Source organism: Streptomyces sp. NPDC004752 (genome assembly GCF_053601275.1).
The window spans coordinates 39,412-64,367 of sequence record NZ_JBSGBN010000048.1; the positions used below are offsets into that span (position 1 = coordinate 39,412).

General features: G+C 70.6%; 22 protein-coding genes. 11 read left to right on the plus strand and 11 right to left on the minus strand.

Annotation, left to right across the window (positions count from 1 at the left end):
* Positions 1-33 precede the first annotated feature (33 nt).
* From ACWEKM_RS21120 to ACWEKM_RS21135, 4 genes are all read left to right on the plus strand, one after another.
* Entirely contained in the window at positions 34-804 is a 771-nt protein-coding gene (locus tag ACWEKM_RS21120) for a DUF4097 family beta strand repeat-containing protein (protein ID WP_451622724.1), read from the plus strand.
* 74 nt (positions 805-878) lie between these two features.
* The gene (locus ACWEKM_RS21125) at positions 879-2,279 is read left to right on the plus strand and encodes a hypothetical protein (protein ID WP_451622725.1); all 1,401 of its coding nucleotides are present in this window, start codon (positions 879-881) and stop codon (positions 2,277-2,279) included.
* A gap of 283 nt (positions 2,280-2,562) precedes the next feature.
* Entirely contained in the window at positions 2,563-3,150 is a 588-nt protein-coding gene (locus tag ACWEKM_RS21130; RefSeq protein WP_451622726.1) for a DUF4383 domain-containing protein, read from the plus strand.
* 9 nt (positions 3,151-3,159) lie between these two features.
* Entirely contained in the window at positions 3,160-3,396 is a 237-nt protein-coding gene (locus ACWEKM_RS21135) for an FmdB family zinc ribbon protein (protein WP_451622727.1), read from the plus strand.
* 18 nt (positions 3,397-3,414) lie between these two features.
* Here the strand turns inward: ACWEKM_RS21135 and ACWEKM_RS21140 are convergent, their stop codons facing one another.
* The 3 genes from ACWEKM_RS21140 to ACWEKM_RS21150 form a co-directional block, all read right to left on the minus strand.
* Positions 3,415-4,227, minus strand: coding sequence for an HAD family hydrolase (locus tag ACWEKM_RS21140; RefSeq protein ID WP_451622728.1), 813 nt, complete (start codon positions 4,225-4,227; stop codon positions 3,415-3,417).
* Entirely contained in the window at positions 4,227-6,824 is a 2,598-nt protein-coding gene (locus ACWEKM_RS21145) for a phosphoribosyltransferase (protein WP_451622748.1), read from the minus strand. Before ACWEKM_RS21145 ends, ACWEKM_RS21140 begins: the two co-directional genes overlap by 1 nt.
* Before the next feature lie 130 nt (positions 6,825-6,954).
* Positions 6,955-8,121 carry an HpcH/HpaI aldolase/citrate lyase family protein gene (locus ACWEKM_RS21150; RefSeq protein ID WP_451622729.1) on the minus strand — a complete coding sequence of 389 codons (1,167 nt, stop codon included), beginning with the start codon at positions 8,119-8,121 and terminating at the stop codon, positions 6,955-6,957.
* 178 nt (positions 8,122-8,299) lie between these two features.
* Here ACWEKM_RS21150 and ACWEKM_RS21155 point away from each other — a divergent pair, with 178 nt between their 5' ends.
* Entirely contained in the window at positions 8,300-9,079 is a 780-nt protein-coding gene (locus ACWEKM_RS21155; RefSeq protein WP_451622730.1) for a TerD family protein, read from the plus strand.
* Between the two features lie 459 nt (positions 9,080-9,538).
* On the opposite strand, the gene ACWEKM_RS21160 is transcribed toward ACWEKM_RS21155, so the two are convergent.
* From ACWEKM_RS21160 to ACWEKM_RS21185, 6 genes are all read right to left on the minus strand, one after another.
* Positions 9,539-10,279 (minus strand): TerD family protein, encoded by a 741-nt coding sequence (locus ACWEKM_RS21160; RefSeq protein ID WP_451622731.1) that lies wholly within the window; start codon positions 10,277-10,279, stop codon positions 9,539-9,541.
* A gap of 88 nt (positions 10,280-10,367) precedes the next feature.
* Positions 10,368-11,513, minus strand: coding sequence for a DUF475 domain-containing protein (locus ACWEKM_RS21165; RefSeq protein WP_451622732.1), 1,146 nt, complete (start codon positions 11,511-11,513; stop codon positions 10,368-10,370).
* A gap of 75 nt (positions 11,514-11,588) precedes the next feature.
* Positions 11,589-12,164 (minus strand): TerD family protein, encoded by a 576-nt coding sequence (locus ACWEKM_RS21170; protein ID WP_451622733.1) that lies wholly within the window; start codon positions 12,162-12,164, stop codon positions 11,589-11,591.
* A 98-nt stretch (positions 12,165-12,262) separates the two neighbouring features.
* On the minus strand, positions 12,263-12,838 hold the full coding sequence (locus ACWEKM_RS21175; RefSeq protein WP_451622734.1) for a TerD family protein: 576 nt from the start codon (positions 12,836-12,838) through the stop codon (positions 12,263-12,265).
* Positions 12,839-12,982: 144 nt separating this feature from the next.
* Complete coding sequence (locus tag ACWEKM_RS21180) at positions 12,983-13,441, minus strand: peroxiredoxin (RefSeq protein WP_451622735.1); 459 nt, start codon at positions 13,439-13,441, stop codon at positions 12,983-12,985.
* Positions 13,442-13,558: 117 nt separating this feature from the next.
* Positions 13,559-13,996, minus strand: a complete 438-nt coding sequence (locus tag ACWEKM_RS21185) for a DUF3052 domain-containing protein (protein ID WP_451622736.1) — start codon at positions 13,994-13,996, stop codon at positions 13,559-13,561.
* A gap of 446 nt (positions 13,997-14,442) precedes the next feature.
* Here ACWEKM_RS21185 and aceE point away from each other — a divergent pair, with 446 nt between their 5' ends.
* Both aceE and ACWEKM_RS21195 read left to right on the plus strand, forming a co-directional pair.
* Positions 14,443-17,190: a pyruvate dehydrogenase (acetyl-transferring), homodimeric type gene (gene aceE / locus ACWEKM_RS21190; protein ID WP_451622737.1), complete on the plus strand. Its 2,748-nt coding sequence runs from the start codon at positions 14,443-14,445 to the stop codon at positions 17,188-17,190.
* 168 nt (positions 17,191-17,358) lie between these two features.
* Positions 17,359-18,129: a potassium channel family protein gene (locus ACWEKM_RS21195; RefSeq protein WP_451622738.1), complete on the plus strand. Its 771-nt coding sequence runs from the start codon at positions 17,359-17,361 to the stop codon at positions 18,127-18,129.
* Positions 18,130-19,121: 992 nt separating this feature from the next.
* Here ACWEKM_RS21195 and ACWEKM_RS21200 read toward each other — a convergent pair.
* Positions 19,122-20,750, minus strand: a complete 1,629-nt coding sequence (locus ACWEKM_RS21200; RefSeq protein ID WP_451622739.1) for an MFS transporter — start codon at positions 20,748-20,750, stop codon at positions 19,122-19,124.
* A gap of 122 nt (positions 20,751-20,872) precedes the next feature.
* Between ACWEKM_RS21200 and ACWEKM_RS21205 the strand changes: the two genes are divergently transcribed.
* From ACWEKM_RS21205 to ACWEKM_RS21215, 3 genes are all read left to right on the plus strand, one after another.
* Entirely contained in the window at positions 20,873-21,499 is a 627-nt protein-coding gene (locus tag ACWEKM_RS21205; RefSeq protein ID WP_451622740.1) for a TetR family transcriptional regulator, read from the plus strand.
* Positions 21,500-21,578: 79 nt separating this feature from the next.
* Positions 21,579-22,796, plus strand: a complete 1,218-nt coding sequence (locus tag ACWEKM_RS21210; RefSeq protein ID WP_451622741.1) for an alpha/beta hydrolase — start codon at positions 21,579-21,581, stop codon at positions 22,794-22,796.
* A 65-nt stretch (positions 22,797-22,861) separates the two neighbouring features.
* Entirely contained in the window at positions 22,862-23,716 is an 855-nt protein-coding gene (locus tag ACWEKM_RS21215) for a DUF4429 domain-containing protein (protein WP_451622742.1), read from the plus strand.
* Between the two features lie 9 nt (positions 23,717-23,725).
* On the opposite strand, the gene ACWEKM_RS21220 is transcribed toward ACWEKM_RS21215, so the two are convergent.
* Positions 23,726-24,211, minus strand: a complete 486-nt coding sequence (locus tag ACWEKM_RS21220; protein WP_451622743.1) for a MerR family transcriptional regulator — start codon at positions 24,209-24,211, stop codon at positions 23,726-23,728.
* Positions 24,212-24,307: 96 nt separating this feature from the next.
* Between ACWEKM_RS21220 and ACWEKM_RS21225 the strand changes: the two genes are divergently transcribed.
* Complete coding sequence (locus tag ACWEKM_RS21225; protein WP_451622744.1) at positions 24,308-24,778, plus strand: GNAT family N-acetyltransferase; 471 nt, start codon at positions 24,308-24,310, stop codon at positions 24,776-24,778.
* Positions 24,779-24,956: the final 178 nt, after the last annotated feature.

The following is a 24,956-nucleotide window of genomic DNA, read 5'->3' on the forward strand; positions in this document are numbered from 1 at the left end:
ACCCGCACCGTCCTGCTCAGGGGGAGTCTCGTCATGGTTCATTCCGTTTTTGCCCGCGTGGCCGTTGCCGTGGGTGGTGTCGTGGTGGTCGTCGCCGGGGTCGCCGGCTGTGGCGCCTCCGCCGAGGACGACAAGCATCCCGATCACCGGTCCTTCGCACTGCACGGACGTACCCTCACCGTCGACTCCGACGACTCGGCGCTGGAGATCGTCGCCGCGGACTCGGCCGAGGCGGGCACCGTCGAGGTCACCCGGTGGTTCCAGGGATCGGTCGTCGTCGGCGGCGACCCGCGGGTGACCTGGTCGATGAAGGACGACCGGCTGGTGCTGCGGATGAAGTGCTCCGGCCTGGTCGCCGACTGTTCGGCCAGGCACCGCATCGAGGTGCCGCGCGGGATCGCCGTCAAGGTGGAGGACGACGACGGCAGCGTGCGCGCACGCGGGTTCGAGGACGCGCTCACCATCCGTACGCATGACGGCTCCGTGCGCGTCACCGACTCCAGCGGCCCGCTGGAACTGCGTGCGGACGACGGCTCCGTACGCGCCGAGGTGTCCTCGCCCACGGTCCGGGCGACCTCCCACGACGGTTCGGTCCGCCTCCGGCTCCGGGCCGTACCCGACCTGGTGGACGCCCGTACCGACGACGGCTCCGTCACCATCGACCTGCCCCGCGCCGGGTACCGGGTGACGACCGGCGCGGACGACGGCTCGGTGGATGTGTCCGTGCCGCGCGACGACTCCAGTGCCCACGCGGTCGCCGCCCACACCGACGACGGGAAGATCACGGTACGAACCGCGAACTGAACGGCCCGTGTGTTCGTCCTCTACGGGTGGGAGAATGACACCACCGAGGACGCAGCACAGCACGGGAGAGGGATGTGACGGCGACACCGGCGACGACACCATCGCAGCCGTACCCGCCGTTCGCACGGCTCCGGCGTGGCAGGCGCGGCACCTCGGCCCTCGGGGACGTCCTTACGCTGATGGGCCTGCCCGTGCTCGTCGCCCTCGCGGTGCCCGGCGCGTTCGCCGGCGGCGGCACCCGGCGCTGGTTCGGCGGGCGGGCGGAGGGCCAGCGGGCGCAGGCGCAGGCCGCGAAGGACGCCGCTGCGTCCGCGTTCTACGAGCTGGACACGGCCCAGCGCGATCTCAGGATCTCGATCGAGACGATCACGGCCGTCGACGACTCTCCCGCGGCCCGGCGTGCCGTCTCCGACTTCGAGGCGCTCGGCCGGCGCATCGACGAGGCCAGCCACCGCTATATCGAAGCGGTCGACGCGCATGACCTGGACCGGGACGACCTGGAGGCATCCGTGGCCTCCCGGGCGCGCGGCGAGCTGACCGCGGCCAAGGAGGAACTGGTCCGCGTCAAGCAGGAGCTGGACCGGTTCGGCGAGGGGCTCGGGCCGCTGCTCGGCAAGGCCGAGACCCGGCTGGCCCGGCTGGCGCCCGCCGTGGAACGGGCCCGGCAGGCACTGCTCGCCGCGTCGAACGCGCTGGACGCCGTACGCGGGACGGGGCTGAAGGCGGACGACCTCGCCGCCCGGCTCGCGGCACTCTCCCCCGAGCTGACCCGGCTGAACCAGGGCGCCGGGCAGCACGGGGTGGAGCCGACGCTGGAGCGGGCCGAGCGGGTGGCGCGGGAGGCGGAGGCAATCCGGGTCGAGGCGGAGCGGCTGCCGGAGAAGGCCGCCGAGATCGATCACCGGCTGGTGAGCCTGCGGACCCGGGCGCAGGCCCTGACCACCCGGGCCGGGCAGGTCGACCCGGTGCTGAGCGAGTTGCGCCGCCGGTTCGCGGCCGCCTGCTGGCAGGACCTCCAGCAGGTGCCGGGGCAGGCCGCCGAGAACGTGCGGCAGGCCGAGCTGAAGCTGCGGGAGGCGCAGACGGCCCGGGACGCGCAGCGCTGGGCGGACGCGACGTCGCTGCTGTCGACCGTACGGGCGCTGCTGAACACCACGGACGAGGCGGTGTCGGCGGCCGGTGACCGGCTGACGCGGCTGAACGCCGTGCAGAAGGATCCGCAGCGGGAGATCGAGCGGACCCGGTTCGCGATCCGGGACGCGCAGCGGCTGGCCATGGCGGGCCGGGCCACCCCGGACCCGCGGGACGCCCGGCCGCTGGACGACTCGGTGGCCCGCCTTGAGCGGGCGATCGCCGCGATGGAGGGGCGCCACCCCGACTACTGGCACTTCCTGACCGAGACGGAGGCGGTGCGGCAGACGGTGGCGCGGGTGGTCTCCCGCATCCGCGAGGAACGCGGCGCGCCCGGCCACTGACCGGTCCGCCGAGGTCGGCTGCGCGGACGGGAGCCCATCGCCGCCGGTCAGCGCCGCCGGTCAGCGCGGCATCGGCTGCTCGCCGTCCGCCTCGGCCCGGCCCCCACCCGACATGGGCCGCCTCACCGGGTCACCGGCACCGGCACCGGCACCGGCACCGGGTCACCGTAGGCCGCCGGACCGGTAGCGGAGCGGGCGGCGTGGTGAGGCGTTTGCCGGTGGGGCGGGGTGGGCGGATATTGAGAGGTACGTATGGCCTGCGCACACGCCCAGGGAGGCGGAGATGGCCGCACACGCAATGCAGTCGGGGACGCGCCGTCGGATCCGGTTCGACGAGCATCTGCCCGTCGACCACCGGCTGAACCTGGTCTACCGGATCGGCGCGGGCCTGATGGGCCTGTTCCTGCTCGCCTTCGGCATCCTCGGCCTGACCGACAACATCGGCTTCTTCAACACGGGCGGGAACACCGCGCTGGGCCTGAACACCAACGGCACGCTCAGCGTCCTGTCGATCTGCGTCGGGCTGCTGCTGTTCGTCGGCATGGTGATCGGCGGGAACTTCGCGTCCACGCTGAACATGACGCTCGGCATCCTGTTCCTGCTCAGCGGCTTCCTGAATCTCGCCCTGCTGGACGGCCGGTACAACTTCCTCGCGTTCCGGATCCAGAACGTGTTGTTCAGCTTCGTGGTCGGTCTCCTGTTGATGGTGTTCGGGATGTACGGGCGGGTCAGCTCGACCCTGCCGCACGACAACCCGTACTGGCGGGCCCGCCACCCCGACCTCGCCGAACCAACCACCCCCCAACTGAACCAGGCCAACGACAGGACAACGCCACGGCAAGGCCGCGCAGCGGATGGTCCCGCCGGTTAGCCTGTGCGCATGCCTCGATACGAGTACCGCTGCCGCAGCTGCGGCGACACCTTCGAACTGAGCCGTCCGATGGCGGAGTCCGCCGCGCCCGCCGTCTGTCCCGCGGGCCACGACGACACGGTGAAGCTCCTGTCGACCGTGGCCGTCGGCGGCTCGGCGTCCGCGCCGTCGTCCGCGCAGTCGTCCGCACCCCGGTCGGGCGCCGGGGGCGGTGGCGGCTGCTGCGGCGGCGGGTGCTGCGGCTAGCATCCGCGGCCGTGACGGCTAAGAACCCTGCCGTGCCGTCCGCAGGAACTCACGCAGGATGCGCTCCCCGGCCAGTACCCCGCGTTCCGGCAGGGCGCTGACCGTGGGTGCCGTCCAGTCGGAATCGGCCAGCTCCCCGTGTCCTGGCCGCCAGCCGTGGTCGGCCGCGAGGAGCAGATCGGCGTCGAGCAGGGAGTCCCCGGCGGCCAGCGTCAGCTCGGCGCCGGTGCGGCGGGCGATCTCGCGCACGGCCGCGCCCTTGGTCAGTGGCTTCGGTACGGCGTAGATCTTGCGGCCCTGGAGGGAGACCGTCCAGCCCCGGCTCTCGGCCCACACGGCGAGTTCCTTCACCCAGTCCTCGGGCAGCAGTTCGCGTTCGACGACCAGGTAGACGAACAGGTCGTCGGCGACGCGCTGCCTGCGTGCCCACGCCGGGTCGGCGGTGGCGGCGAGGTGCTGCCCGACCTCGTCCAGCGGGGCGCACTCGTCGGCCAGCCGGGCCAGCACCCGCGCATGCCAGTCGGGGTCGGACACGCCGTCCACCAGCAGATGCCCGCCGTTGGCGCAGATCGCGTAGGCGGGTGCCGGGCCGGGCAGGTTGATGCGCAGATACTGCTTACGGGTCCGGGTGGTGGTCGGCACGAACACGGCCGTATCACCCAACTCGGTGAGCAATTGGGCGGCGGTCTCCGTCAGATACGACAGCGGCCTGCTCTCATGCACCTCCACGCACAGCAGCCGCGGCGCCCGGGCGTCCGGCATGGTCAGCGCGAGGGCCGCCGCGGAGTAGATCAGCGTGCGGTCGAGGTCGCTCGCCACGAGCACCGGCATCAGACCGTCACCACCCTGCCGTCGGCGCCGGTGGCGCCCCGCGTGTACTTGGGGTGGATCAAACCCACGCAGGTGTACGGGAGTTCGCCGACCTCCTCGACCGGTACGCCGCGCTGCTCGGCCAGCAGGCGTACATGGTCCAGGTCGGCGTCCGCGCCGGCCCGGGCGAGGATCTTCCAGGGCACCCGACGCAGCAGCACCCGGGTGGTCTCGCCCACCCCGGGTTTGACCAGGTTCACGTCGTGGATGCCGTACTCCTCGCTGATGCGCTCGACGGCCGCCCAGCCCGCCCAGCTCGGGGTGCGGTCGGCGGCGGCCAGTTCCCGCACGGCGGCGGCCACCTGGTCCGCGACCTCGGCGAAGCGTGCGGAGACGGCGTCCAGGAAGGCCACCGACAGGTCCGAGCCGGCGAGTTCGCGGTAGAACTTCGCGCCGTGGTAGTCGTGCGGTCCGACCAGGTCGGCACGGAGGACCGTACGCGAGATCAGGCCGGACACCGTGGAGTTGAGGCAGGCGGACGGTATGAGGAAGTCCTCGCGGGTGCCGTAGGTCCGTACGCACGAGCCGGGGTCGGCCAGCACCGCGATCTCCGGGTTAAACCCGGTGATGCCGTCGGACTCCTCGAACTCCCGGAGTGCGTCGGCGAGTTCGCGGGTGATGGCGCCCTTGCCGGTCCAGCCGTCGACGAAGACGACGTCCCGCGGGTCGTGGTGGGCGGCCAGCCAGCGCAGCGCGTTGGCGTCGATGCCCCTGCCGCGCACGATGGAGACGGCGTAGTGCGGCAGGTCGAGTCCGTGCCGGAACTGGGCCCAGCGGCGCATCAGCACGCCGACGGGGGTGCCCGCGCGGGCCAGGGAGACCAGCACCGGGCGGGGGACGGCCCCCTCGCTTGAGCGAGGTCGAGAGAGCGGCAGCTCGGCGATCACCGTCTCGGTGACCACGCCGACCGCCCGCGCCAGCCGTACGGCGGAGGCGTCGAGGGCCGCGTGGAACAGCTTCTGGTACTGCTCGCTCGGCTGGTACTCCACCGGCAGCGACTCGGCGTAGTGCGCCCCGCCGTTCTGGATGGCCTCCTCGCGCTCCTCGGTCGGCGCCTCCAGCGTCACCTCGGAGAGGTCCTGGAGCAGCCAGCCCACCTCGTCCGGTGCGTATGAGGAGAAGGCGGGGCCGCGGAGGGGCTCGGACAGCATGGCGGATCTCTCCTCGCGGGAGGCGGGGACGTACAGGGGCTCGGGGACGTACGACGGTACGACGGCGAGCAGGACATGCGGGGTGTGCTCGCCGAGCCGGGCCAACAGGCCGTCGGGGGCGTGCAGTTCGGGGGTGTCGGCGGCCGAGTCGACGACCGCGACGACGGCGTCGAAGCCGCCGCCCGCCACGTTGTAGGCGTAGCGCTCGCCGGGGCCGTCGGCCGGGTCGTCGTGGGCGGGGAAGACGATGCGGCTGCGTATCGCGTAGCCGGGGTCGTCGACGGCGAGGACGGGCGAACGGGTGGTGGTGGAGTAGCGGACCTCGGCGGTGACGACCTGCTCCAGCTCGCGGGCGAGCCGCAGCGGCGCGTACATCAGCTCCTCGAAGCCGAGGACCAGGACGCGCCGGGCGTCGGCGGTCAGGGCCTCGGCGATACGGGCGGCCATGGCGGGCAGGGCCCGGTCCAGGCGGGCGCGGTGCGCGGGCGTGAACCCGTGCCGCCCGCCGTCGGGCAGCCCGTGCGGCCAGCGCAGCTCGACCCGGCCGAACCGGCCCACGGCACCGCCTACGGCGCCCTCCGCCTCCGTCGCGCCGTACGCCTCCGTCGTGCCGTGCGGCCCGGTCGCGTGGTCTGTGACGCCGGCTGTGAGACCGCCGCCTGTGCCGCCGGGTGCGGGCGTCTCATGGCGGGCGACCAGTGCCCGGCCCTTCTCCAGGACGCCCGCCGGGAGGCGCACGGTGCCCGACGCGGCCGCTACGAGGTCCACGCGGGCGTCGATCTCCCGGGCGAACTCCGTCAGCCGTGCGGTGTCGGCCGGGGAGCGCATGTCGACCAGGGCGACCACCACATAGCGCCGACGCGGATAGCGTTCGTGCAGGTCGCGAATGGTGTTCAGGACCGTGTTCCCGGTGGAGAACTCGTCGTCGACGAGCACCAGCGGGCCGTCGCCGACCAGCAGCGCCGGATCCTCCGGCAGCAGCAGGTGCGAGGTGGCGTGCGAGTGGGACTCCTCGAAGCCGCCGGCCCGTGTCACCCCGCGCACCGGGCGACGCGTGGAGTGCAGATACGGGGCCAGATGCAGGCCGTCGGCGACCGAGTGGCCGAGCCCGGTGGCGGTCTCCGCGTAGCCGAGGACGACCGCGGCGGCGGCCTCCTCGTCGCCGAGCAGCTCGCGCACCCGCCGGCCGAGGGCGACACCGTGGCCGTACACCATGGCCGGCGACTGCGGCACATGCTTGCCGAGCACGTTGGAGACGAGCAGATGCGCCCGCTTGGGATTGCGGCGCAGGGCGAGCCCGACCAGACCCGTCAGGGTGTCGTCGCCCGTCAGCTCGACGCCGAGCCGCTCGGCGACCCAGCTGCCGGACCAGACCCCGGCACTCGCCGCTCTGTGCGTGGTGTGCATGGAATCCGTGGGGTTGTGGGGCGTGGGGTCGGAAGGCATCGGGGTGCCAGGCACGGAGGTGGTGGGCATGGGGGTGGTGGGCATGGGGGTGGGATTCTTGGGGTTCATGGGTTCCTTGTGCCGCGGGCGCTCAGCCGGGTATTCCGGCGGCGAGCAGCTCGACGAAGCCGACGTCCTCGTTGGCGACGCCGAACAACTCGGCGCGCAGCAGGGTCCGCTCGGCCCAGGCGCGGTGCGGCTTCACCTCGTTCATCTTGTTGGTGTACGCCGACCGGAGTACACCCCCGCCGCCCCGTTCCGGCCGCAGGATGTCCTGGGCGTCGCTGAACTCCTCGTGACTGACCACGGACAGTGCGTGCACGGGCAGCACATGGGAGGGGTGGATGCAGGTCTTGCCGAGCAGGCCGTTGGCCTGGTCCAGGGAGATCTCCCGCAGCAGTCCGTCCATCGCGTGCTCGATGAGCCGCTCACGCAGCTCGACAGCCTGCCCCTGGAGGAAGGGGCTGCTGCGCAGCATCGGCTTGAACATGCGCTCCGGGACCCGGAAGTACTCCCACACCGGTCCGGTGACCGTGAAGCCGGTGCCGTCGGCCCGGCCCAGCATGTTGACCACGTCGGCGATCACGGAGGCGACGACCTGGACGTCGTACGCCGTCATGTCGGGCGCCCGGCGCAGCCCGTAGGAGGAGCAGAAATCGGTCACGCCCAGGCGCAGCGCGAGCACCCGGTCGCGGTACTTGTCGACCGCGCGCAGGATGCCCTCCAGGGTCTCCACGCGCGATTCCCGGTACAGCAGGTCGGGCGACTCCAGGACCGGCATGGCGAACAGCCGTCGGCCGCTGGCCGCCTCGGCTCCGGTCAGCGCCTCCAGGAAGGGGATTCCGCGCTCCTCGGTGAACTTCGGCAGGACGAAGCCGGAGAGCAGCCGGGTGCTCGGACCGAGGCGCCGTACCAGGTCGGGGATCTGTTCGGGGTGGCGGACCCGGATGAAGAGCAGCGGCAGCCGCGCGCCCTGCCGGGACGCCAGGTCGGCGAACTGCCCGACGAGGTTCTCCTCGCCGGCCACGACGTCCGCGTCGTCGATCGAGTCCTCCAGGCACAGCACCATCGAGACCACGCCGAGTCCGGCCTGCTTGACGATGTCGTCAGCGAGCCGCGGCCGGGTGGCCGGGCTGTACAGCGTGGCGCCCAGGCCGGCGGAGAGCAACCGGGCCGCGGAGTCGGCGGTGAACTCGCACGGCTCCTGGTGAAAGAGGCGCTGCCGCACCTCAGGGGCGATGTGCCCGAAATGACGCATATAACTCCCCCGGGGCGCAAGGTGGGCCTATGGGTTCCGTGTTGGGGTGGCCGGTAATAGTACGTAGGGACTCATGCCCTAGGTTCCCACCGGGCATGAATTTCAGGTAACTCCACCATGTCGACCGCGGCCACCCCCCGCATTGTCGTGACCAGGACCGAGAGGGCAGGATGACCGCATGACGCACGCGATGCTGAAAGGGTCGAACGTCCCTCTGGAGGCCAGGACGGTGCGGGCCGTGCTGCGCTGGTCGCCCGGGCAGGGGATCCCCGATGTCGACGCCTCGGCGCTGCTCCTCGGCCCCGACGGTCGCGTGCGGTCCGACGAGGACTTCGTCTTCTACAACCAGCCCCGGCACCCGTCGGGGACGGTATGGCGGCTCGGCAAGAAGCGGGTCGCCGAGGGCCTCACCGACACGATCCAGACAGACCTCTCGGGTGTCGACCCCAGAGTGGGCCGCATTCTGCTGGTCGCTTCGGCGGACGGCGTCACCTTCGACCGCGTACGGTCCCTGCGCATCCTGCTGTACGACGCGACGGCGGGCGACGGTGCGGCGCTGGCGCACTTCGATGTGAAGCCGGAGACCGGCGCGGAGACGGCGCTGATCTGCGGGGAGCTGTACCGCCGTGGCGAGGGCTGGAAGTTCCGCGCCCTGGGCGAGGGTTACTCGAACGGCCTCAAGGGCCTGGCCACGGACTTCGGCATCTCGGTGGACGAGTCGGAGGCGGCGGAGGAGCCGGGCGCGGTGGTGCCGGCCGCGGTGGCGCCGGAGGTGTCCCGGCCGCTGCCCCCGGAACAGCCGTCGACCGTTCCGGTCCAGCCCGCGTACGGGTATCCGCAGCCGGTCTCGTCCCAGCCGGCGTACGGCTATCCGCCGCCTGTGACGGCGCCTGTGATCGCGCCGGTGACGCCTGATGTGCGGTTGCCGCCGCAGGGGCCGCAGTTCATCGGCCGGTAGGCGCCGTGGCGCTGCGCTGGCTGTGCGGGGGATTTCAAGTGGGCGGTGTTGTGGCTGGGCGCGCCCCAGGGGGTGCCACGGTGGGCCGTTGGGCGGCTGCGGCAGCGTCGTGGCTTGGCGCGCAGTTCCCCGCGCCCCTTGGCGGGGCTGCCCTACCCGGCGGGACAAGTTTGGGGTGGATCAGCCCCAGCGGGTGCCACGGTCGGCCGTCCAGCGACTGCGGCAACGTCGTGGCTTGGCGCGCAGTTCCCCGCGCCCCTTGGCGGGGCTGCCCTACCCGGGGGACAGGGGTGGGGTGGATCAGCCCCAGCGGGTGCCACGGTCGGCCGTCCGGCGGCCGCGGCAACGTCGTGGCTTGGCGCGCAGTCCCCCGCGCCCCTTGAGGGGGCTGCCCTACCCGGCGGAAGAGGGGTCCCGCCCCTTGGCGGGGCTGCCCTGCCCGGGGGACAGGGGTGGGGGTTAGCGGCCTGATTGGGTTTTGTAGCCTCGGCCCCATTGGAGGCCCCAGCCGTAGAGGCGGTCCAGTTCTCCCTGGAAGCCGTAGACGAACTGGACCTCGCGTCGGACCACCAGTTCGCCCTTGACGTTCTCGATCATCACCACGGCGCAGGAGCGTGCCTGCGGGTGGCGTTCGTCCAGTCCTATCTCGATCCGCGGGCCGTTGCTCGGATAGAGCGTGACGATCGCGTGCGTGCGGTCGAACGCGGGCGTCTGGTCGTAGATGTACACGAACACCAGCAGCCGCTTGATGTTCTCGCGGTGGTCCAGATTGACGTACATCGTCTCGCCGGACGCCGAACCGAACCGGTCGTCGCCGCTCAGCTTGACGTACGGCGGTGCGTTGACGTCCCCGAGGTAGCCGCCGAGCGGCTGTACGACCCCCTTCGTGCCGTCGGTCAGCTCGTACAGGCAGCCCAGGTCGAGGTCGACGTTGACCATGCTCTGGCCGTGTCCGAGGGCCTCCGAGGGCTTCAGCGCCTTGAAGGGGTGCCGGAACAGGCTGGTGCGCTCGACGCCGCCCATGATGTCGGACGTCCGCATCCGCCAGGACAGGTTGACGCGCAGATGCCCGGTGGCCGCGTCCTGCTTGGTCAGGGACACCTGCTGGTGCCGCTTGGTGAGCTGGATGGAGTTGGTGGCCGCGTCGCCCGAGTCGAAATCGGCCGCACGCCCGCCCCGCAGCCCGTCGAAGAAGCCCATTCCCGCCCCCAGTACTCATGCCCGATGTGTGCGGGGCGGCCGAGCGCGTCGGCCGCCCTGCACAGAGCGTTCCTCACCGTCCGGGGTGTCACACCCCGGACGGAACCTCGGCCTTCTCGTCCGAGCCGGCGCCGCCCTCGGCCGCGGCGAGGGCCCGGTTGCGGCGGACGGAGGACCAGAAGGAGGCGCCGATCAGTAGGACGCCTACGAGACCGGTGATGACCTCGTGGATCTGGTACTGGATGGTGACCAGGAGGAGTACGGCGAGGGCGCCGATGGCGTAGTGGGCGCCGTGCTCCAGGTAGACGTAGTCGTCCAGGGTGCCCTGGCGGACCAGGTAGACCGTGAGGGACCGGACATACATCGCGCCGATGCCCAGGCCCAGCGCCATCAGCACGATGTCGTTGGTGATGGCGAACGCGCCGATCACGCCGTCGAAGGAGAACGACGCGTCCAGGACCTCCAGGTAGAGGAACATGAAGAACGCGGCCTTGCCGGCCAGGGCGACGGCCGGGCGCTTCTTCCCGGTGCGCGCGGCCTCCTCCTCTTCCTCGTGTTCGCGTTCCTCCTCCTCTTCGAGGCGGTCCTCGAAGTAGCCGGAGAGGCCGCCGACGACCAGGTAGGTGATCAGGCCGGCGATGCCGGAGATCAGGACGGTCTGTGCCTTGTCGACGTGTGCGCCGGCGTGCTGGTGGGCGTGGGTGGCGAAGGTGAAGGCGGTGACGAGCAGGGCGGCCAGGGCGATGCAGACCGACAGCATGTCGACCTTGCCGAGTCTGGCCAGCGGCCGTTCGATCCAGCGCAGCCACTGGATGTCCCGCTCCTCGAAGAGGAAGTCGAGGAAGATCATCAGCAGGAACATGCCACCGAAGGCGGCGATCGCCGGGTGGGCGTCGGTCACCAGTTCCTGGTAGCGGTCCTTGTTGTTGAGCGCGAGGTCGACGGCCTCGATGGGACCCATCTTCGCGCTGATCGCGACGATCACGACCGGGAAGACCAGCCGCATGCCGAACACCGCGATGAGAACGCCGACCGTGAGGAAGATCCGCTGCCAGAAGGCATTCATCTTCTTCAGGATGCCGGCGTTGACCACGGCATTGTCGAACGACAGCGAGATTTCGAGGATGGACAGGATCGCCACGATGCCGAATGCGGTCCACCCCCCGTAGAAGACCGCGGCGACCAGGCCGAGCGCGGTGACCGCGAACGACCAGCCGAAGGTTTTCAGAAGCACTGGCTACCCCATCGTGTGTGGGGGCCCCTCCCAGACGCAGTCTGAGGGAGGGTCTCCCCCTCGCCGTACTCGGCTTTACGAAACGTTGACTCCGAAGTCTAGAGCGATGCCCCGGAGTCCCGACGCGTACCCCTGTCCTACTGCACGGAACTTCCACTCGCCCTGGTAGCGATACAGCTCGCCGAAGATCATGGCGGTCTCGGTGGAGGCGTCCTCGCTGAGGTCGTAGCGGGCGAGTTCCTGGCCGTCGGCCTGGTTGACGACACGGATGAAGGCGTTGGCGACCTGGCCGAAGGTCTGGCCGCGCTCGTCCGCCATATGGATCGAGACGGGGAAGACGATCTTGTCGCAGCCGGCCGGGACCTTCGGCAGGTCGACCAGGATGGTCTCGTCGTCGCCCTCGCCCTCACCGGTGAGGTTGTCACCGGTGTGCTCCACCGAGCCGTCCGGGCTCTTCAGCTGGTTGTAGAAGACGAACCACTCGTCGCCGAGGACCCTGCCGCTCTGGCACAGCAGCGCGCTGGCGTCCAGGTCGAAGTCGGCGCCGGTGGTGGAACGCGCGTCCCAGCCGAGCCCGATCAGGACGTTGGTGAGGTTCGGTGCGGCCTTGGAGAGGGAGACATTGCCTCCCTTGGCGAGCGTGACGCCCATGTTGCTGGTCCTCCCCTGGGTGGAGCTTCTTCGGTTGTCCTGCGCGTCCGGCGCCGGCCCTGCACGGGGCAGCGGCGCCGGACGGGGCGGGTCATGTCTCAGACATTGACGCCGAAGTCCTGCGCGATGCCGCGCAGGCCCGAGGCGTAGCCCTGGCCGATGGCGCGGAACTTCCACTCGGCGCCGTGCCGGTACAGCTCGCCGAAGACCATGGCGGTCTCGGTGGAGGCGTCCTCGCTGAGGTCGTAACGGGCGATCTCCTGCTGGTTGGCCTGGTTGACGACACGGATGTACGCGTTGCGCACCTGGCCGAAGGACTGCTGGCGGTTCTCGGCGTCATAGATCGACACCGGGAAGACGATCTTGTCGACGTCGGCCGGGACCGACGCGAGGTTGACCTTGACGACCTCGTCGTCGCCCTCGCCCTCACCGGTGAGGTTGTCACCGGTGTGCTCCACCGAGCCGTCCGGGCTCTTGAGGTTGTTGAAGAAGACGAAGTTCTGGTCGCTGCCGACCTTGCCCGACCCGTTCAGCAGCAGCGCGCTGGCGTCCAGGTCGAAGTCGGTGCCGGTGGTGGAACGCGCGTCCCAGCCCAGACCGACGAGGACAGCGGTCAGACCGGGGGCCTCCTTGGTCAGTGATACGTTGCCGCCCTTGCTGAGGCTGACTCCCACGAGTCCTCCATATGTGTCCGGGGGCGGGGAGCCCCATTAGTGCGTCGGATACCGGATCAACGACTCGATCCTAGTGACGGGTTCCCGCGCCCCGCAGGCCCTGGAGCCGAAGAATCCGAAGGGTGTCGGTCGCGGGGCGCCGCGTCACAGGCCGCCGAGTGCCCGCACGTACGCGTTCAGGTCACGTGCGTCCGGCAGCGCGTTGACGACGGTCCAGCGCACGACGCCCTCCTTGTCGATGATGAAGGTGCCGCGGACGGCGCAGCCCTTGTCCTCGGCGAAGACGCCGTACGCGCGCGAGGTCTCGCCGTGCGGCCAGAAGTCGCTGAGCAGCGGGTACTGCAGGCCCTCCTGCTCGGCGAAGACCCGCAGGGTGTGGATGGAGTCGTTGGAGACGGCGAGCAGCTGCGTGTCGTCGTTGACGAACGTCGGCAGGTTGTCGCGCAGTTCGCACAGCTCGCCGGTGCACACTCCGGTGAAGGCGAAGGGGTAGAACAGGAGCACCACGTTCTTCTCGCCGCGGAAGTCCGAGAGCTTCACGGAGCGGCCGTGGTTGTCCTTCAGTTCGAAGTCGGGTGCCTTGTCGCCGACCTGGATCGCCATCGTCCTGCATCCCTTCGGTGGGGCTGTTCGGGTGAGACCACCCTACGCAGCGATCACCGGGGAGCTGCAGACGGGCCGAGGCTCGCCCGGCCCGTCCCGCGTACGTGATGAGGCGGCCTACTTCCTGGGCCTGGCGGCCTTCGGGGTCACCAGACGGGAGCCGCTCCAGTCCTTGCCCACGCTGACGCTCTTGGACGCCGACAGCCCCGCCGTCGTCGCGGCTTCGGAGATGTCACTCGGCTCCACGTACCCCGAACGGCCGGTCTTCGGCGTGAGGAGCAGGATCGCGCCGCCCTCCTCGATGTACGTGATGGCGTCCACCAGCACATCCGTCAGGTCGCCGTCCTCGTCGCGGAACCACAGCACCACGGCGTCGGCTACGTCGTCGTACTCCTCGTCCACCAGGTCGCTGCCGATGACTTCCTCGATGGACTCGCGGAGCTCCTGGTCGACGTCGTCGTCGTAGCCGATCTCCTGGACCACCTGCTCGGGCTGGAACCCCAGCCTTGCGGCAGGGCTCGTCCGCTCCTCCGCGTGGTCCGCGGTCGCGCTCACGGGTTGCCTCCTGATCATGTTTCGGTGAATGACTCAGCCACGCGCGTGCGCGAAGCATTGGCCGTAGTCCACACGGGCGGCGCGGATCGCGCAAGTACCCGGCCGTTCAGACCGTCGAAACGGTGACGATCCCGGCCGTGTCGTCGCAACTCCTGGCACCGTATCGCGCGGCTCTCGACCGCACACCACACCCATGTGCCCGGTTTGCGCCGTTCGGAATCATCCGCATCAGCCGCGTATACGGCTATCGAACAACTTTGCCACGCACGGTACACCCTGGGCGTATCGTTGCGTTTCGACGACACCGCCCGCAGTGCGAGGCGGGAGGGGCCGGACGGACCCCTCATTACCTCACGGTGGAGATGACGTACGTCGTGCCGAGGTACACGATGGGGAACGATATAGGGACAAGCAGAAAAACGGCCCTCTGACAGGTAAGGAACAGCGTGGCTTCCGGATCCGATCGCAACCCGATCATCATTGGTGGCCTTCCGAGTCAGGTTCCTGACTTCGATCCCGAGGAAACCCAGGAGTGGCTCGATTCCCTCGACGCCGCCGTCGACGAGCGCGGCCGGGAGCGGGCCCGTTATCTGATGCTGCGCCTGATCGAGCGGGCCCGTGAGAAGCGCGTGGCCGTGCCCGAGATGCGCAGCACGGACTACGTCAACACCATCGCGACCAAGGACGAGCCGTTCTTCCCCGGCAACGAGGAGATCGAGCGCAAGATCCTCAACGCGACCCGCTGGAACGCGGCCGTGATGGTCTCGCGCGCGCAGCGCCCCGGCATCGGCGTCGGCGGCCACATCGCCACGTTCGCCTCCTCCGCCTCGCTGTACGACGTCGGCTTCAACCACTTCTTCCGCGGCAAGGACGACGGCAGCGGCGGCGACCAGGTCTTCTTCCAGGGCCACGCCTCCCCCGGCATCTACGCGCGCGCGTACCTGCTCGACCGGCTCACCGAGAACCAGCTCGACGGCTTCCGCCAGGAGAAGTCGAAGTACCCGGACGGGCTGTCCAGCTATCCGCATCCGCGCTCGATGCCGGACTTCTGGGAGTTCCCGACGGTCTCCATGGGTCTCGGCCCGCTCGCCGCGATCTTCCAGGCCCGGATGAACCGCTATATGGAGGCGCGCGGCATCGCCGACACCTCCGGGTCGCATGTATGGGCGTTCCTCGGGGACGGCGAGATGGACGAGCCGGAGTCGCTCGGCCAGCTGTCCATCGCCGCGCGCGAGGGCCTGGACAACCTCACCTTCGTCGTCAACTGCAATCTGCAGCGGCTGGACGGTCCGGTGCGCGGCAACGGCAAGATCATCCAGGAGCTGGAGTCGGTCTTCCGGGGCGCCGGCTGGAACGTGATCAAGCTGGTCTGGGACCGCACCTGGGATCCGCTGCTCGCCCAGGACCGCGACGGCGTGCTGGTCAACAGGATGAACACCACCCCGGACGGTCAGTTCCAGACGTACGCCACCGAGTCCGGCGCGTACATCCGCCGGCACTTCTTCGGCGACGACCACCGGCTGCGCGCGCTGGTCGAGAGCATGACCGACGACCAGATCCTGCACCTGGGCCGCGGCGGTCACGACCACCGGAAGATCTTCGCGGCGTTCTCCGCGGCCAAGGCGCACAAGGGCCAGCCGACGGTGATCCTGGCCAAGACGATCAAGGGCTGGACGCTGGGCCCGAACTTCGAGGGCCGCAACGCCACCCACCAGATGAAGAAGCTGACGGTCGACGACCTCAAGCACTTCCGCGACCGGCTGCATCTGCCGATCTCCGACCGGGATCTGGAGTCCGGCCCGCCGCCGTACTACCACCCGGGCCGGGACACGGCGGAGATCCAGTACATGCACGACCGGCGCAAGGGGCTCGGCGGCTACGTCCCGACCCGGGTCGTGCGCTCGAAGCCGCTCGCACTGCCGGACGAAGCGACGTACGCGACCGTGAAGAAGGGCACCGGTCAGCAGTCCATCGCCACGACCATGGCGTTCGTACGGCTGCTGAAGGACCTCATGCGGGACAAGGAGATCGGCCGGCGCTTCGTGCTGATCGCACCGGACGAGTACCGCACATTCGGCATGGACTCCTTCTTCCCGAGTGCGAAGATCTACAACCCGCTCGGCCAGCAGTACGAGGCGGTGGACCGGGATCTGCTTCTGGCCTACAAGGAGTCGCCGACCGGCCAGATGCTGCACGACGGCATCTCGGAGGCGGGCTGCGCGGCATCGCTGATCGCGGCGGGCTCGGCGTACGCGACCCACGGCGAGCCGCTGATCCCCGTCTACGTCTTCTACTCGATGTTCGGTTTCCAGCGCACCGGCGACCAGTTCTGGCAGATGGCCGACCAGCTGGCGCGCGGTTTCGTACTGGGCGCGACCGCCGGGCGTACGACCCTGACCGGCGAGGGGCTGCAGCACGCGGACGGCCACTCCCAGCTGCTCGCCTCGACCAATCCGGCGTGCGTGGCCTACGACCCGGCGTACGGGTACGAGATCGCGCACATCGTGCGGGACGGGCTGCGCCGCATGTACGGCGGTGACGCCGAGCACCCGCACGGCGAGGACGTCTTCTACTACCTCACCGTCTACAACGAGCCCATCCGGCACCCGGCCGAGCCGGCGGACGTGGACGTCGAGGGCATCCTCAAGGGCATCCACCGGCTCGGCGAGGGCACCTCGGGCTCGATCCCGGCGCAGATCATGGCGTCCGGGGTCGCGGTGCCGTGGGCGCTTCAGGCGCAGCGGATCCTCGGCGAGGAGTGGAACGTCCGGGCGGGCGTCTGGTCGGCGACCTCCTGGAACGAGCTGCGGCGGGAGGCCGTGGCGTGCGAGCAGCACAACCTGCTGCACCCGGAGGAGGAGCAGCGCACGCCGTACGTCACGCGCAAGCTCAGCGGTGCCGAGGGGCCGTTCGTGGCCGTGTCCGACTGGATGCGGTCGGTGCCCGACCAGATCGCGCGGTGGGTGCCCGGGACCTATCAGTCCCTCGGCGCCGACGGCTTCGGCTTCGCCGACACCCGGGGCGCGGCGCGCCGCTTCTTCCACATTGACGCACAGTCGATCGTGGTGGGGGTGCTGACCGAGCTGGCCCGGGAGGGCAAGGTCGACCGCTCGGTGCTGAAGCAGGCCATCGACCGGTACCAGCTGCTGGACGTGGCGGCGGCGGACCCGGGCGCGGCGGGCGGCGACGCGTGACGGCTGCGCCGGCCGGGCCGTGAGGGCCCGTCGTTCGGCTGCGGCGACGTCGTGAGCGGCCGGTCCCGCACCCCTTCGGGGGCGCGGGACCGTGGCCGGTGGGGGGTGCTCTGCCCGGCCGGGGGCACGCCGTGCCCGGTCGGGCCGTGCGGTTTCTACGATGCGGTCATGGTGGAACGGACGACGCACACGCGCTGGGAACAGATGACCCAGCGGCCCCTGTTGGCGCTCGCGGTGGCCTTCGCGGTCGCGTACGCCGTGCCGATCGTGGACGACTCCGCCAACCCGTCGCTGACGGGGGCGTGCACGGTGACGGAGTGGGTGGTGTGGGGGGCGTTCGCCGTCGACTACCTGGTGCGCCTGGCGCTCGTACCGCGGCGCGCGGAGTTCGTCCGCTCCCACTGGCCCGACCTGTGCGCGGTGGTACTGCCGGTGCTCCAGCCGTTCCGGCTGCTGCGGCTGGTGTCGACGCTGCTGCTGGTGGGGCGGCGGGCGCGGATGGCTTCGCAGATCCGGCTGACGACGTATGTCGCCGGGGCGGTGGTGGGGCTGCTGATGTTCGGATCGCTCGCGGTGCTCTCGGTGGAGCGGGACGCGCCGCACGGGAACATCCGGACGCTGGGTGACGCGGTGTGGTGGTCGTTCACGACGATGACGACCGTGGGGTACGGGGACCACGCGCCGACGACCGGTCTGGGGCGGATGATCGCGGTCGGGCTGATGCTGTCGGGGATCGCGCTGCTCGGTGTGGTGACCGCGAACATCGCGGCGTGGTTCATCGCGCGGTTCGACAAGGACGACGCGGAGGAGCGCCGCCAGACGGCCGCCATCGCGGAACTCACGGCCGAGGTCAGGGCCCTCCGCACGGAGATCAGGGCCCTGACGGCACCGACCACCCCCGACAGCCGCCCACAGTCCATGGACCACCCGACCCGCTGAACCCGGAAGCAGAGAGCTGCCCCGGTGCGGGCGGCGGGTTCGAGACACCGAGCGGGACCCACGTCCGCACGGGGAAACAGGCGCGGTAGCGGCGTTGCAGCGGCGAAAGCCGACCGGGGAACGGGACGCGGACACGTCGCCGAGCCGGAGAACGGGGTCACCCGAGGTGGGCGGAGGCGTTGGAGGCGGAGACTTTGAGAAGCGGAGCCTCAGCAGCGGCGGGCCCGGGACGGAAGGCCCGAGGCGGGCGGAACCCCGAAGCAGAGAGCCCTCGGCCGCACCCTGTATGCGCCCCCTCCCCCGCCCACAGGAACCACGGAGCCGACGGACGGCTGCCCGAGGGGGCGGCATGGGGAGGCACACAGGCGTCGCCCAGCCCGGAGGGCCTGGATGCCCGAGATGAGCGGGGGTCCGGAGGGTGAGGCACCAGGACGGGAGGGCCCGGGCATACGCGCGGACTGAGCCATCCGCCCCGGCGGCCCCGCGCAGGAACCGCCTCGTCCCGGCCCTGGGGACCACACCCCGCCTCCTGGGACGGAGCCACGCAGTCGGGGCTACCACCAGTCCGAGGCCGAACCGCCAAAGGCAACACACCGCCCCCTTCCTGAAACGCCGGAAGACGCGGATACCCGAGACGAGCGCGGCCCTGGAAGGCGAGGCAACAGGAGCACAGGGTCCGGGAGTGACCGGCAGGGGGCGGGGTGCAACTCGCCTTCTGGGGGGCAGCCCGTCCCCTGGGGGTGGTGCCATGGAGCCGGAGGCTACCCCGAGTTGGCGGCTGAACCGCCGGAGGCAACGCGCTGCCCCCCTCCAGCAGCGCGCCGCGGCCCCGGTGTCCTCCTATGTCCTGCGGAGGACTTGACCCACTGTGACCTGCGGTGTGGTTCGGGGCGAGGGATCTCCCGGGGAGTCACCCTGATAGGCGAACTCCACCGGGATCCACCCTCCGCACCGTCGTACGCAGGAAGCGGGTCAACGCGTGCCGCGCGGGCTCAGATGTGGCCCACGCCCGCGCCCGCCTCCGCGTTCTCACCGCGCTTGGTCAGCAGCGCGACCAGGACGGCGACGACCGCCACGCCCGCGGCCACCAAAGAGGCCAGGCTCATACCGGAGATGAACGTGTCGTGCGCGACAGCGGTGATCTTCCCGGCGATGGCCCCGGGCGTGCCCTCGGGCACCGGGGCCACGCCCACCTGCACCGCCTCGGACGCCTGGGCGAGCTGCTCGGAGGTGAGCTTCGGCAGCCCCGCGTCCGTCCAGTTGCCCGGCAGGGCGTTGTCCACCTTGGACGCCATCACCGCACCCAGCACCGCCGTACCGAGGCTGCCGCCGATCTGCATCGCGGCCTGCTGGAGACCGCCGGCCACACCGGACAGCTCCATCGGGGCGTTGCCGACGATGACCTCGGTGGCGCCGACCATGACGGGCGCGAGGCCGAAGCCCAGCAGGGCGAACCAGAGCGACATCACCGCGCTGCCGGTGTTGGTGTCCAGCGTCGACATGCCGTACATCGCGATCGCGGTGGCGGCCATGCCGCCCGCGAGCGGGATCCGCGGGCCCAGCTTGGTGATCATGGCACCGGCGAGCGGGGAGCCGACGATCATCATGCCGGTGAGCGGGAGCAGGTGCAGACCGGCGTCGATCGGGCTCATGCCGTGCACGTTCTGCAGATAGAACGTGACGAAGAACAGGCCGCCCATGAAGGCGATGGCCATGAGGACCATCAGCACCACACCGGCCGACAGCGGGATGGAGCGGAACAGGCCGAGCGGGATCAGCGGCTCCTTGACCTTCGTCTCCCAGAAGGCGAAGAGCCCGAAGAGCAGGACCGACCCGGCGAGGAACGCCCAGGTCTTGCCGTCGCCCCAGCCCCACTCCGGCGCCTTGATGAGCGCCCAGACGAGGCAGAACATCGCGGTGGACAGCAGGACGATGCCGGGGATGTCGAAGGAGCGCGGGGCGTTGTCGGCGCGGTGGTCCTTGAGGATCAGTACGCCGAGGACCAGGGCGATGACACCGACCGGCACGTTGATGAAGAACACCGACTGCCAGTTGACGTGCTCGACCAGGACGCCGCCGAGGATCGGGCCGCCCGCGGTGGAGGCGCCGATGACCATGCCCCAGATGCCGATCGCCATGTTGAGCTTCTCGGCCGGGAAGGTGGCCCGCAGCAGGCCGAGCGCGGCCGGCATCAGCAGCGCGCCGAACAGGCCCTGGAAGACGCGGAAGGTGACGACCAGTCCGATGCTGTCGGACAGGCCGATGGCGCCCGAGGCGATGGCGAAGCCGACGACGCCGATCAGGAAGGTCTGCCGGTGCCCGAAGCGGTCACCGAGTTTGCCCGCGGTGATCAGGGAGACCGCGAGGGCGAGGAAGTAGCCGTTGGTGATCCACTGGACCTGGGCGAAGGTCGCGCCGAGGTCCTTCTGGATCGCCGGGTTGGCGATGGCCACGATGGTGCCGTCGAGGGCCACCATCATGACCCCTACGGCAACGGTGATGAGCGTGAACCACGGATGGCCGCGCAGGCCCGTGGCCGGGGCCTGGACCGACGGGTCGGACGGAACCCGGTCCGCCTTGTCCCCCGACCCCGCCGTGTCGATGGTGGTCTGACTAGTCATACCTTGGAGGGTAATGACAGCGTCTGACAATTGACAAACCGATTCACATGTCGGCCACCGTCATGTCACTCACATATAGCCTGAACTGGGAGAAGGGTTCGCTGGAGAGATGAAGGAGTCCCGTGGAGACGCTGCGTGAACGCAAGAAGCACCGCACGCGGGACGCACTGTTGCACGCCGCCCTCGACCTCTTCACCTCCCAGGGGTACGAGCAGACGACGGTCGACGAGATCGCCGACGCCGTCGAGGTGTCGCAGCGCACATTCTTCCGGTACTTCCCCGGAAAGGAGGAAGCGGCCTTCGCCGTCCAGGAGATCGCCGAGGCCCACTTCATCCGGGCGGTGCGCGAGCGCCCCGCGGACGAGCCCCCGCTGGAGGCGCTGCGCCAGGCCGTACTGGAGGGCTGGGAGACCGTGCACGAGGCCATCGCCTCCGTCGTCCCGGTCGAGATGCACCTGCGCATGTTCCGGGTGATCGAGTCGACGCCCGCACTGTTCGCCGCCCATCTACGCCGTTCCGTGGAGACGGAGGAGGCGCTCGCGCGCCTGCTCGCCGAGCGCGAAGGGGTGGACGTCGAGGCGGACCCGCGCCCGCGCCTGCTGGTGGCGATGTTCGGCGCCGTGATACGGGTCACCGGGCGCGCCTGGTCGACGGGCGACGACTTCAGTGTCGCGGCGATCCGCGACCTCACCAGATCGCACCTGGACCTGGTGGGACCCGAGCTGATCGGGAGCTGGCGACAGAACTGAGACCGTCGCGTACGCCGAAACGTGATACCTGTCACTCAGTTACCGCGAGACCCACTCGTTCTCCTAGTGTGTCCTCCCAGTGACTTCCTTCGACACCTCCCCGCAATTCAACGTCTGGCGCGCGCTGCTCGCGCTGGCCGTCGTGTTCGTGATGCTCGCGACCACCGGCTGGACCGCCCTGCGCAGCCATCGGGAGGCGAGCGCGCTGCAAGCCTCGCTCACGGCATGGGAGCACGGCAGCGTGCACGGCCACCGGCTGCCCGATCCGAGCGCGGCCCCCGCCGCGCTCACCCGGTTCTTCGCCTCGCTCAGCGCGCAGGAGCGCACCCGTCTGGCGCACCGGTACCCGCTCGCGGTCGGCAACATGAACGGCGCCCCGGCCGAGTTGCGCTACCGGGCCAACCGCATCGCCCTGGACGAGGCGCGCGAGGTCGAGAAGAAACGCATGCACGACAGCAGGCTCACGCCCGCCGGCCAGCAGCAGGCGGGCCGTCGTATGCACCGTTTCGAGGCGCTGATGACCAAGGGCCGGCACATCCTGGCCTTCGACCCGGCGGGTTCGGGCCGGGTCGCCGAGGTGTTCGGCAGCCTCCGCAAGGCGGAGCGGATCTCGGTCGTCGTCCCCGGCGTCGACACCGATCTGCTCACCTTCCAGAAGACGTACAGCCCGTACTCGGCGCCGGTCGGCATGGCCAAGGCGCTGTACGCGGCGGAGCGCGCGCAGCGCCCCACGACCCGTACGGCCGTGATCGCCTGGGCCGACTACACCGCGCCCAACGGGCTCGGTGTCGACGCGGCCACCGCGATGCGCGCCGAGGACGGCTCCGTCCGACTGAACGCGCTGCTGCGGGCGCTGCCCGGCACCGCGCCGGTGTCGTTGTTCTGCCACAGCTACGGCTCCGTGGTCTGCGGGGTGGCCGCGCACGGCATGCCGCGCCGGGTGACCGACCTGGCGGTGGCCGCGAGCCCCGGCATGCGGGTCGCGAAGGCGGCACACCTGGGCACGGCCGCCCGGGTGTGGGCGATGCGGGACGCCACCGACTGGATCCAGGACGTGCCGTACCTGGAGGTCGGCGGGCTGGGGCACGGCGCCGATCCGGTCTCCGGCGGGTTCGGTGCGCGGGTGCTGTCGGCGCGCGACGCCGACGGGCACAGCGGCTATTTTCAGCCGGGCACGGACAGCCTGCGCAATCTGGCCGACATCGGGGTAGGCGCGTATCGCTCGGTGACATGTGCCCGCGACGACGAGGGATGCCGGGCGGGTCTGACCGACACCTTGATGGTCGAACGCGCGTAGAACTGCAGGAAGTGCGGTCTGCTCGGGGAGGGACGGAGGAGCTTGTGCCGCATACGATGAGCCGCATGGGTGACGTACTGGCCGGATTTCAGGCCGCTTGGGAGTTCGAGTCCGACTCCATGCTCATCCGTTACGAACGGGGGATTCGAACGCCCAGACTGTTCCAGGCTCTTGGGGAACGCCGTGTCCCGCTGGCCGCACTCGAAGGGGTGACGCTCTCCCCGGGACGGCGGGGCACGGTCGTGCTGCGCGCCGAACCCCGGCCGGGCGCCGATCCGCTGATGGAGGCGGCGGACGGGCAGCTCAAGGAGCACAGCGACCCCTACCGGCTGGTGCTGCCCGCCGAGCGGGCCACCCTCGCCGAATACTACGCCGACGAACTGCGCGCCCAGCTCACCGAGTCGGGCCCGGCCGAGCACCATCTGGTGACCGCACCGGAGGCTCCCCGGCACTTCAAGGCGTACGACGGGAAGGCGTCCTTCGACGGGACCTCGGTGCACTTCCGCTGGTCCTGGACAGGCGCCTCCACGGCGAAGTGGAAGGCCGGCGACCAGCGCTTCCAGGTCGCCGACCTCGACGGTGTCGAGTGGCGCTCCCCCGAGGTGTTCGAGGGGCATCTACGGCTCCTGCACCGGTCCCCCGCCGTCGCCCGGAGTGCCGAGCCCGACCAGGACCCGGCGACCGTCGTCTTCGGCCTCGGCTATGGGCCCGTCCATGAGTCGCTGCCCTTCGCCGCGGCCGTGCTGGCCGCGGTGCGGGCGCGCGGGCCGGCGGATGCGGTGCCGGCGGCATCGCCGCGCCACCGCGATCCCGCCGACATCGCCGAGCGGATCCGGCACCTCGGGGAGCTGCACCGGGCGGGGCTGGTCACGGACGAGGAGTTCTCCGTGAAGAAGGCCGAGCTGCTGGCGGAGCTGTAGCCGCCGCGGTCAGCGGCCGGCCCGTTCCCGCCCGGCGTCGCGCCCGGCATCCGCGTAGAAGCTGATCTTGCGGTCCAGCACGGCGAGGGTGTCCTGGAGTTCGGTGATCCGGGCCAGCACGTCCCGGCGGGTGGACGCCAGCAGTTCGTGCCGCTCCAGGAAGGTGTGGTCACCCTCGCGCACCAGCTCCGCGTACCGGACCATGTCCGCCACCGGCATGCCGGTCAGCCGCAGCTTGGTGACCAGGTCCAGCCAGTCCAGGTCGCGGTTGGTGTAGCGGCGCTGGCCGGTGTGCGAGCGGTCGATGTGGGACATCAGACCGATGCGCTCGTACCAGCGCAGGGTGTGGGCGGTCAGCCCGGTGAAGGCGACGACCTCGCTGATCGTGTAGCGGTCCTGACCGTCGGGGCGCGGATGCCAGGATGGGGCGGAGCAGATGTCGTCAGGGGTCTGGGCTTGCTCGGTGGCCGCGGGCGTGGACTGCATCACCGTCATGGACCCACGCTATGGCCTTCGAGTGCGCTCCAAGCAAGCGGGCCGGGTGAGAAATGGGCGGGACGTACGGGGCGCGTGGTGACTAGCGTGCGGGACATGAGTTTCGTACGCCGTGCAACGCCCGACGACGCGCAGGAAGTGCTGCGACTGCGCCAGGTCATGATCGACTCGATGTTCGGGGCGGACCCGTCCACGGACTGGCACGGGGAGTCCCTGCCGACCCTGCGCGTCCGGCTCGGCGAGCCGGACGGCGACTTCGCCGCGTTCGTGGTGGACCACCCCGAGCGGCCGGGGGCGCTGGCCGCGCTGGTGGCCGGCACGATCGAATACCGGATCGGCCGGATCCGCAACCCGCGGGGCACGATCGGCTTCGTGTTCAGCGTCGCCACCGACCCCGGAACGCGCCGCCGCGGGTACGCGCGGGCGTGCATGGGCGAACTGCTGGAGTGGTTCCGCTCCCGCGGCGCCGCCCAGGTCCAGCTCACCGCCTCCGCCGAGGCCCGCCCCCTGTACGACTCCCTGGGCTTCAGGCCCAAGCCGGACCCCTTGCTGGAGCTGAGACTCTGACGGAGCTCTAAGAGCTCCGAACAGAATGGGAGTCCGATCAGCGTGCGGCGTCTGGTGCGTGCGATCGCAAGGCGCCGGAAGGCCCTCGTAGCGGAGCTACCAGGGCGTTTCGGCAACGCCGCGTGGGGGCACCTCCCGGCCGAAGGCTGGGGGAGTGCGTGCCAGGCGTCGCACGCCG

What these genes read in the sequence shown, in the direction of transcription:
- ACWEKM_RS21120 (WP_451622724.1), top strand. Translation starts at nt 34, where the DNA reads ATGGTTCATTCCGTTTTTGCCCGCGTGGCCGTTGCCGTGGGTGGTGTC.
- ACWEKM_RS21130 (WP_451622726.1), top strand. Translation starts at nt 2,563, where the DNA reads ATGGCCGCACACGCAATGCAGTCGGGGACGCGCCGTCGGATCCGGTTC.
- ACWEKM_RS21135 (WP_451622727.1), top strand. Translation starts at nt 3,160, where the DNA reads ATGCCTCGATACGAGTACCGCTGCCGCAGCTGCGGCGACACCTTCGAA.
- ACWEKM_RS21140 (WP_451622728.1), bottom strand. Translation starts at nt 4,227, where the DNA reads ATGCCGGTGCTCGTGGCGAGCGACCTCGACCGCACGCTGATCTACTCC.
- ACWEKM_RS21145 (WP_451622748.1), bottom strand. Translation starts at nt 6,824, where the DNA reads ATGCACACCACGCACAGAGCGGCGAGTGCCGGGGTCTGGTCCGGCAGC.
- ACWEKM_RS21150 (WP_451622729.1), bottom strand. Translation starts at nt 8,121, where the DNA reads ATGCGTCATTTCGGGCACATCGCCCCTGAGGTGCGGCAGCGCCTCTTT.
- ACWEKM_RS21155 (WP_451622730.1), top strand. Translation starts at nt 8,300, where the DNA reads ATGACGCACGCGATGCTGAAAGGGTCGAACGTCCCTCTGGAGGCCAGG.
- ACWEKM_RS21160 (WP_451622731.1), bottom strand. Translation starts at nt 10,279, where the DNA reads ATGGGCTTCTTCGACGGGCTGCGGGGCGGGCGTGCGGCCGATTTCGAC.
- ACWEKM_RS21170 (WP_451622733.1), bottom strand. Translation starts at nt 12,164, where the DNA reads ATGGGCGTCACGCTCGCCAAGGGAGGCAATGTCTCCCTCTCCAAGGCC.
- ACWEKM_RS21180 (WP_451622735.1), bottom strand. Translation starts at nt 13,441, where the DNA reads ATGGCGATCCAGGTCGGCGACAAGGCACCCGACTTCGAACTGAAGGAC.
- ACWEKM_RS21195 (WP_451622738.1), top strand. Translation starts at nt 17,359, where the DNA reads ATGGTGGAACGGACGACGCACACGCGCTGGGAACAGATGACCCAGCGG.
- ACWEKM_RS21200 (WP_451622739.1), bottom strand. Translation starts at nt 20,750, where the DNA reads ATGACTAGTCAGACCACCATCGACACGGCGGGGTCGGGGGACAAGGCG.
- ACWEKM_RS21215 (WP_451622742.1), top strand. Translation starts at nt 22,862, where the DNA reads ATGGGTGACGTACTGGCCGGATTTCAGGCCGCTTGGGAGTTCGAGTCC.
- ACWEKM_RS21220 (WP_451622743.1), bottom strand. Translation starts at nt 24,211, where the DNA reads ATGACGGTGATGCAGTCCACGCCCGCGGCCACCGAGCAAGCCCAGACC.
- ACWEKM_RS21225 (WP_451622744.1), top strand. Translation starts at nt 24,308, where the DNA reads ATGAGTTTCGTACGCCGTGCAACGCCCGACGACGCGCAGGAAGTGCTG.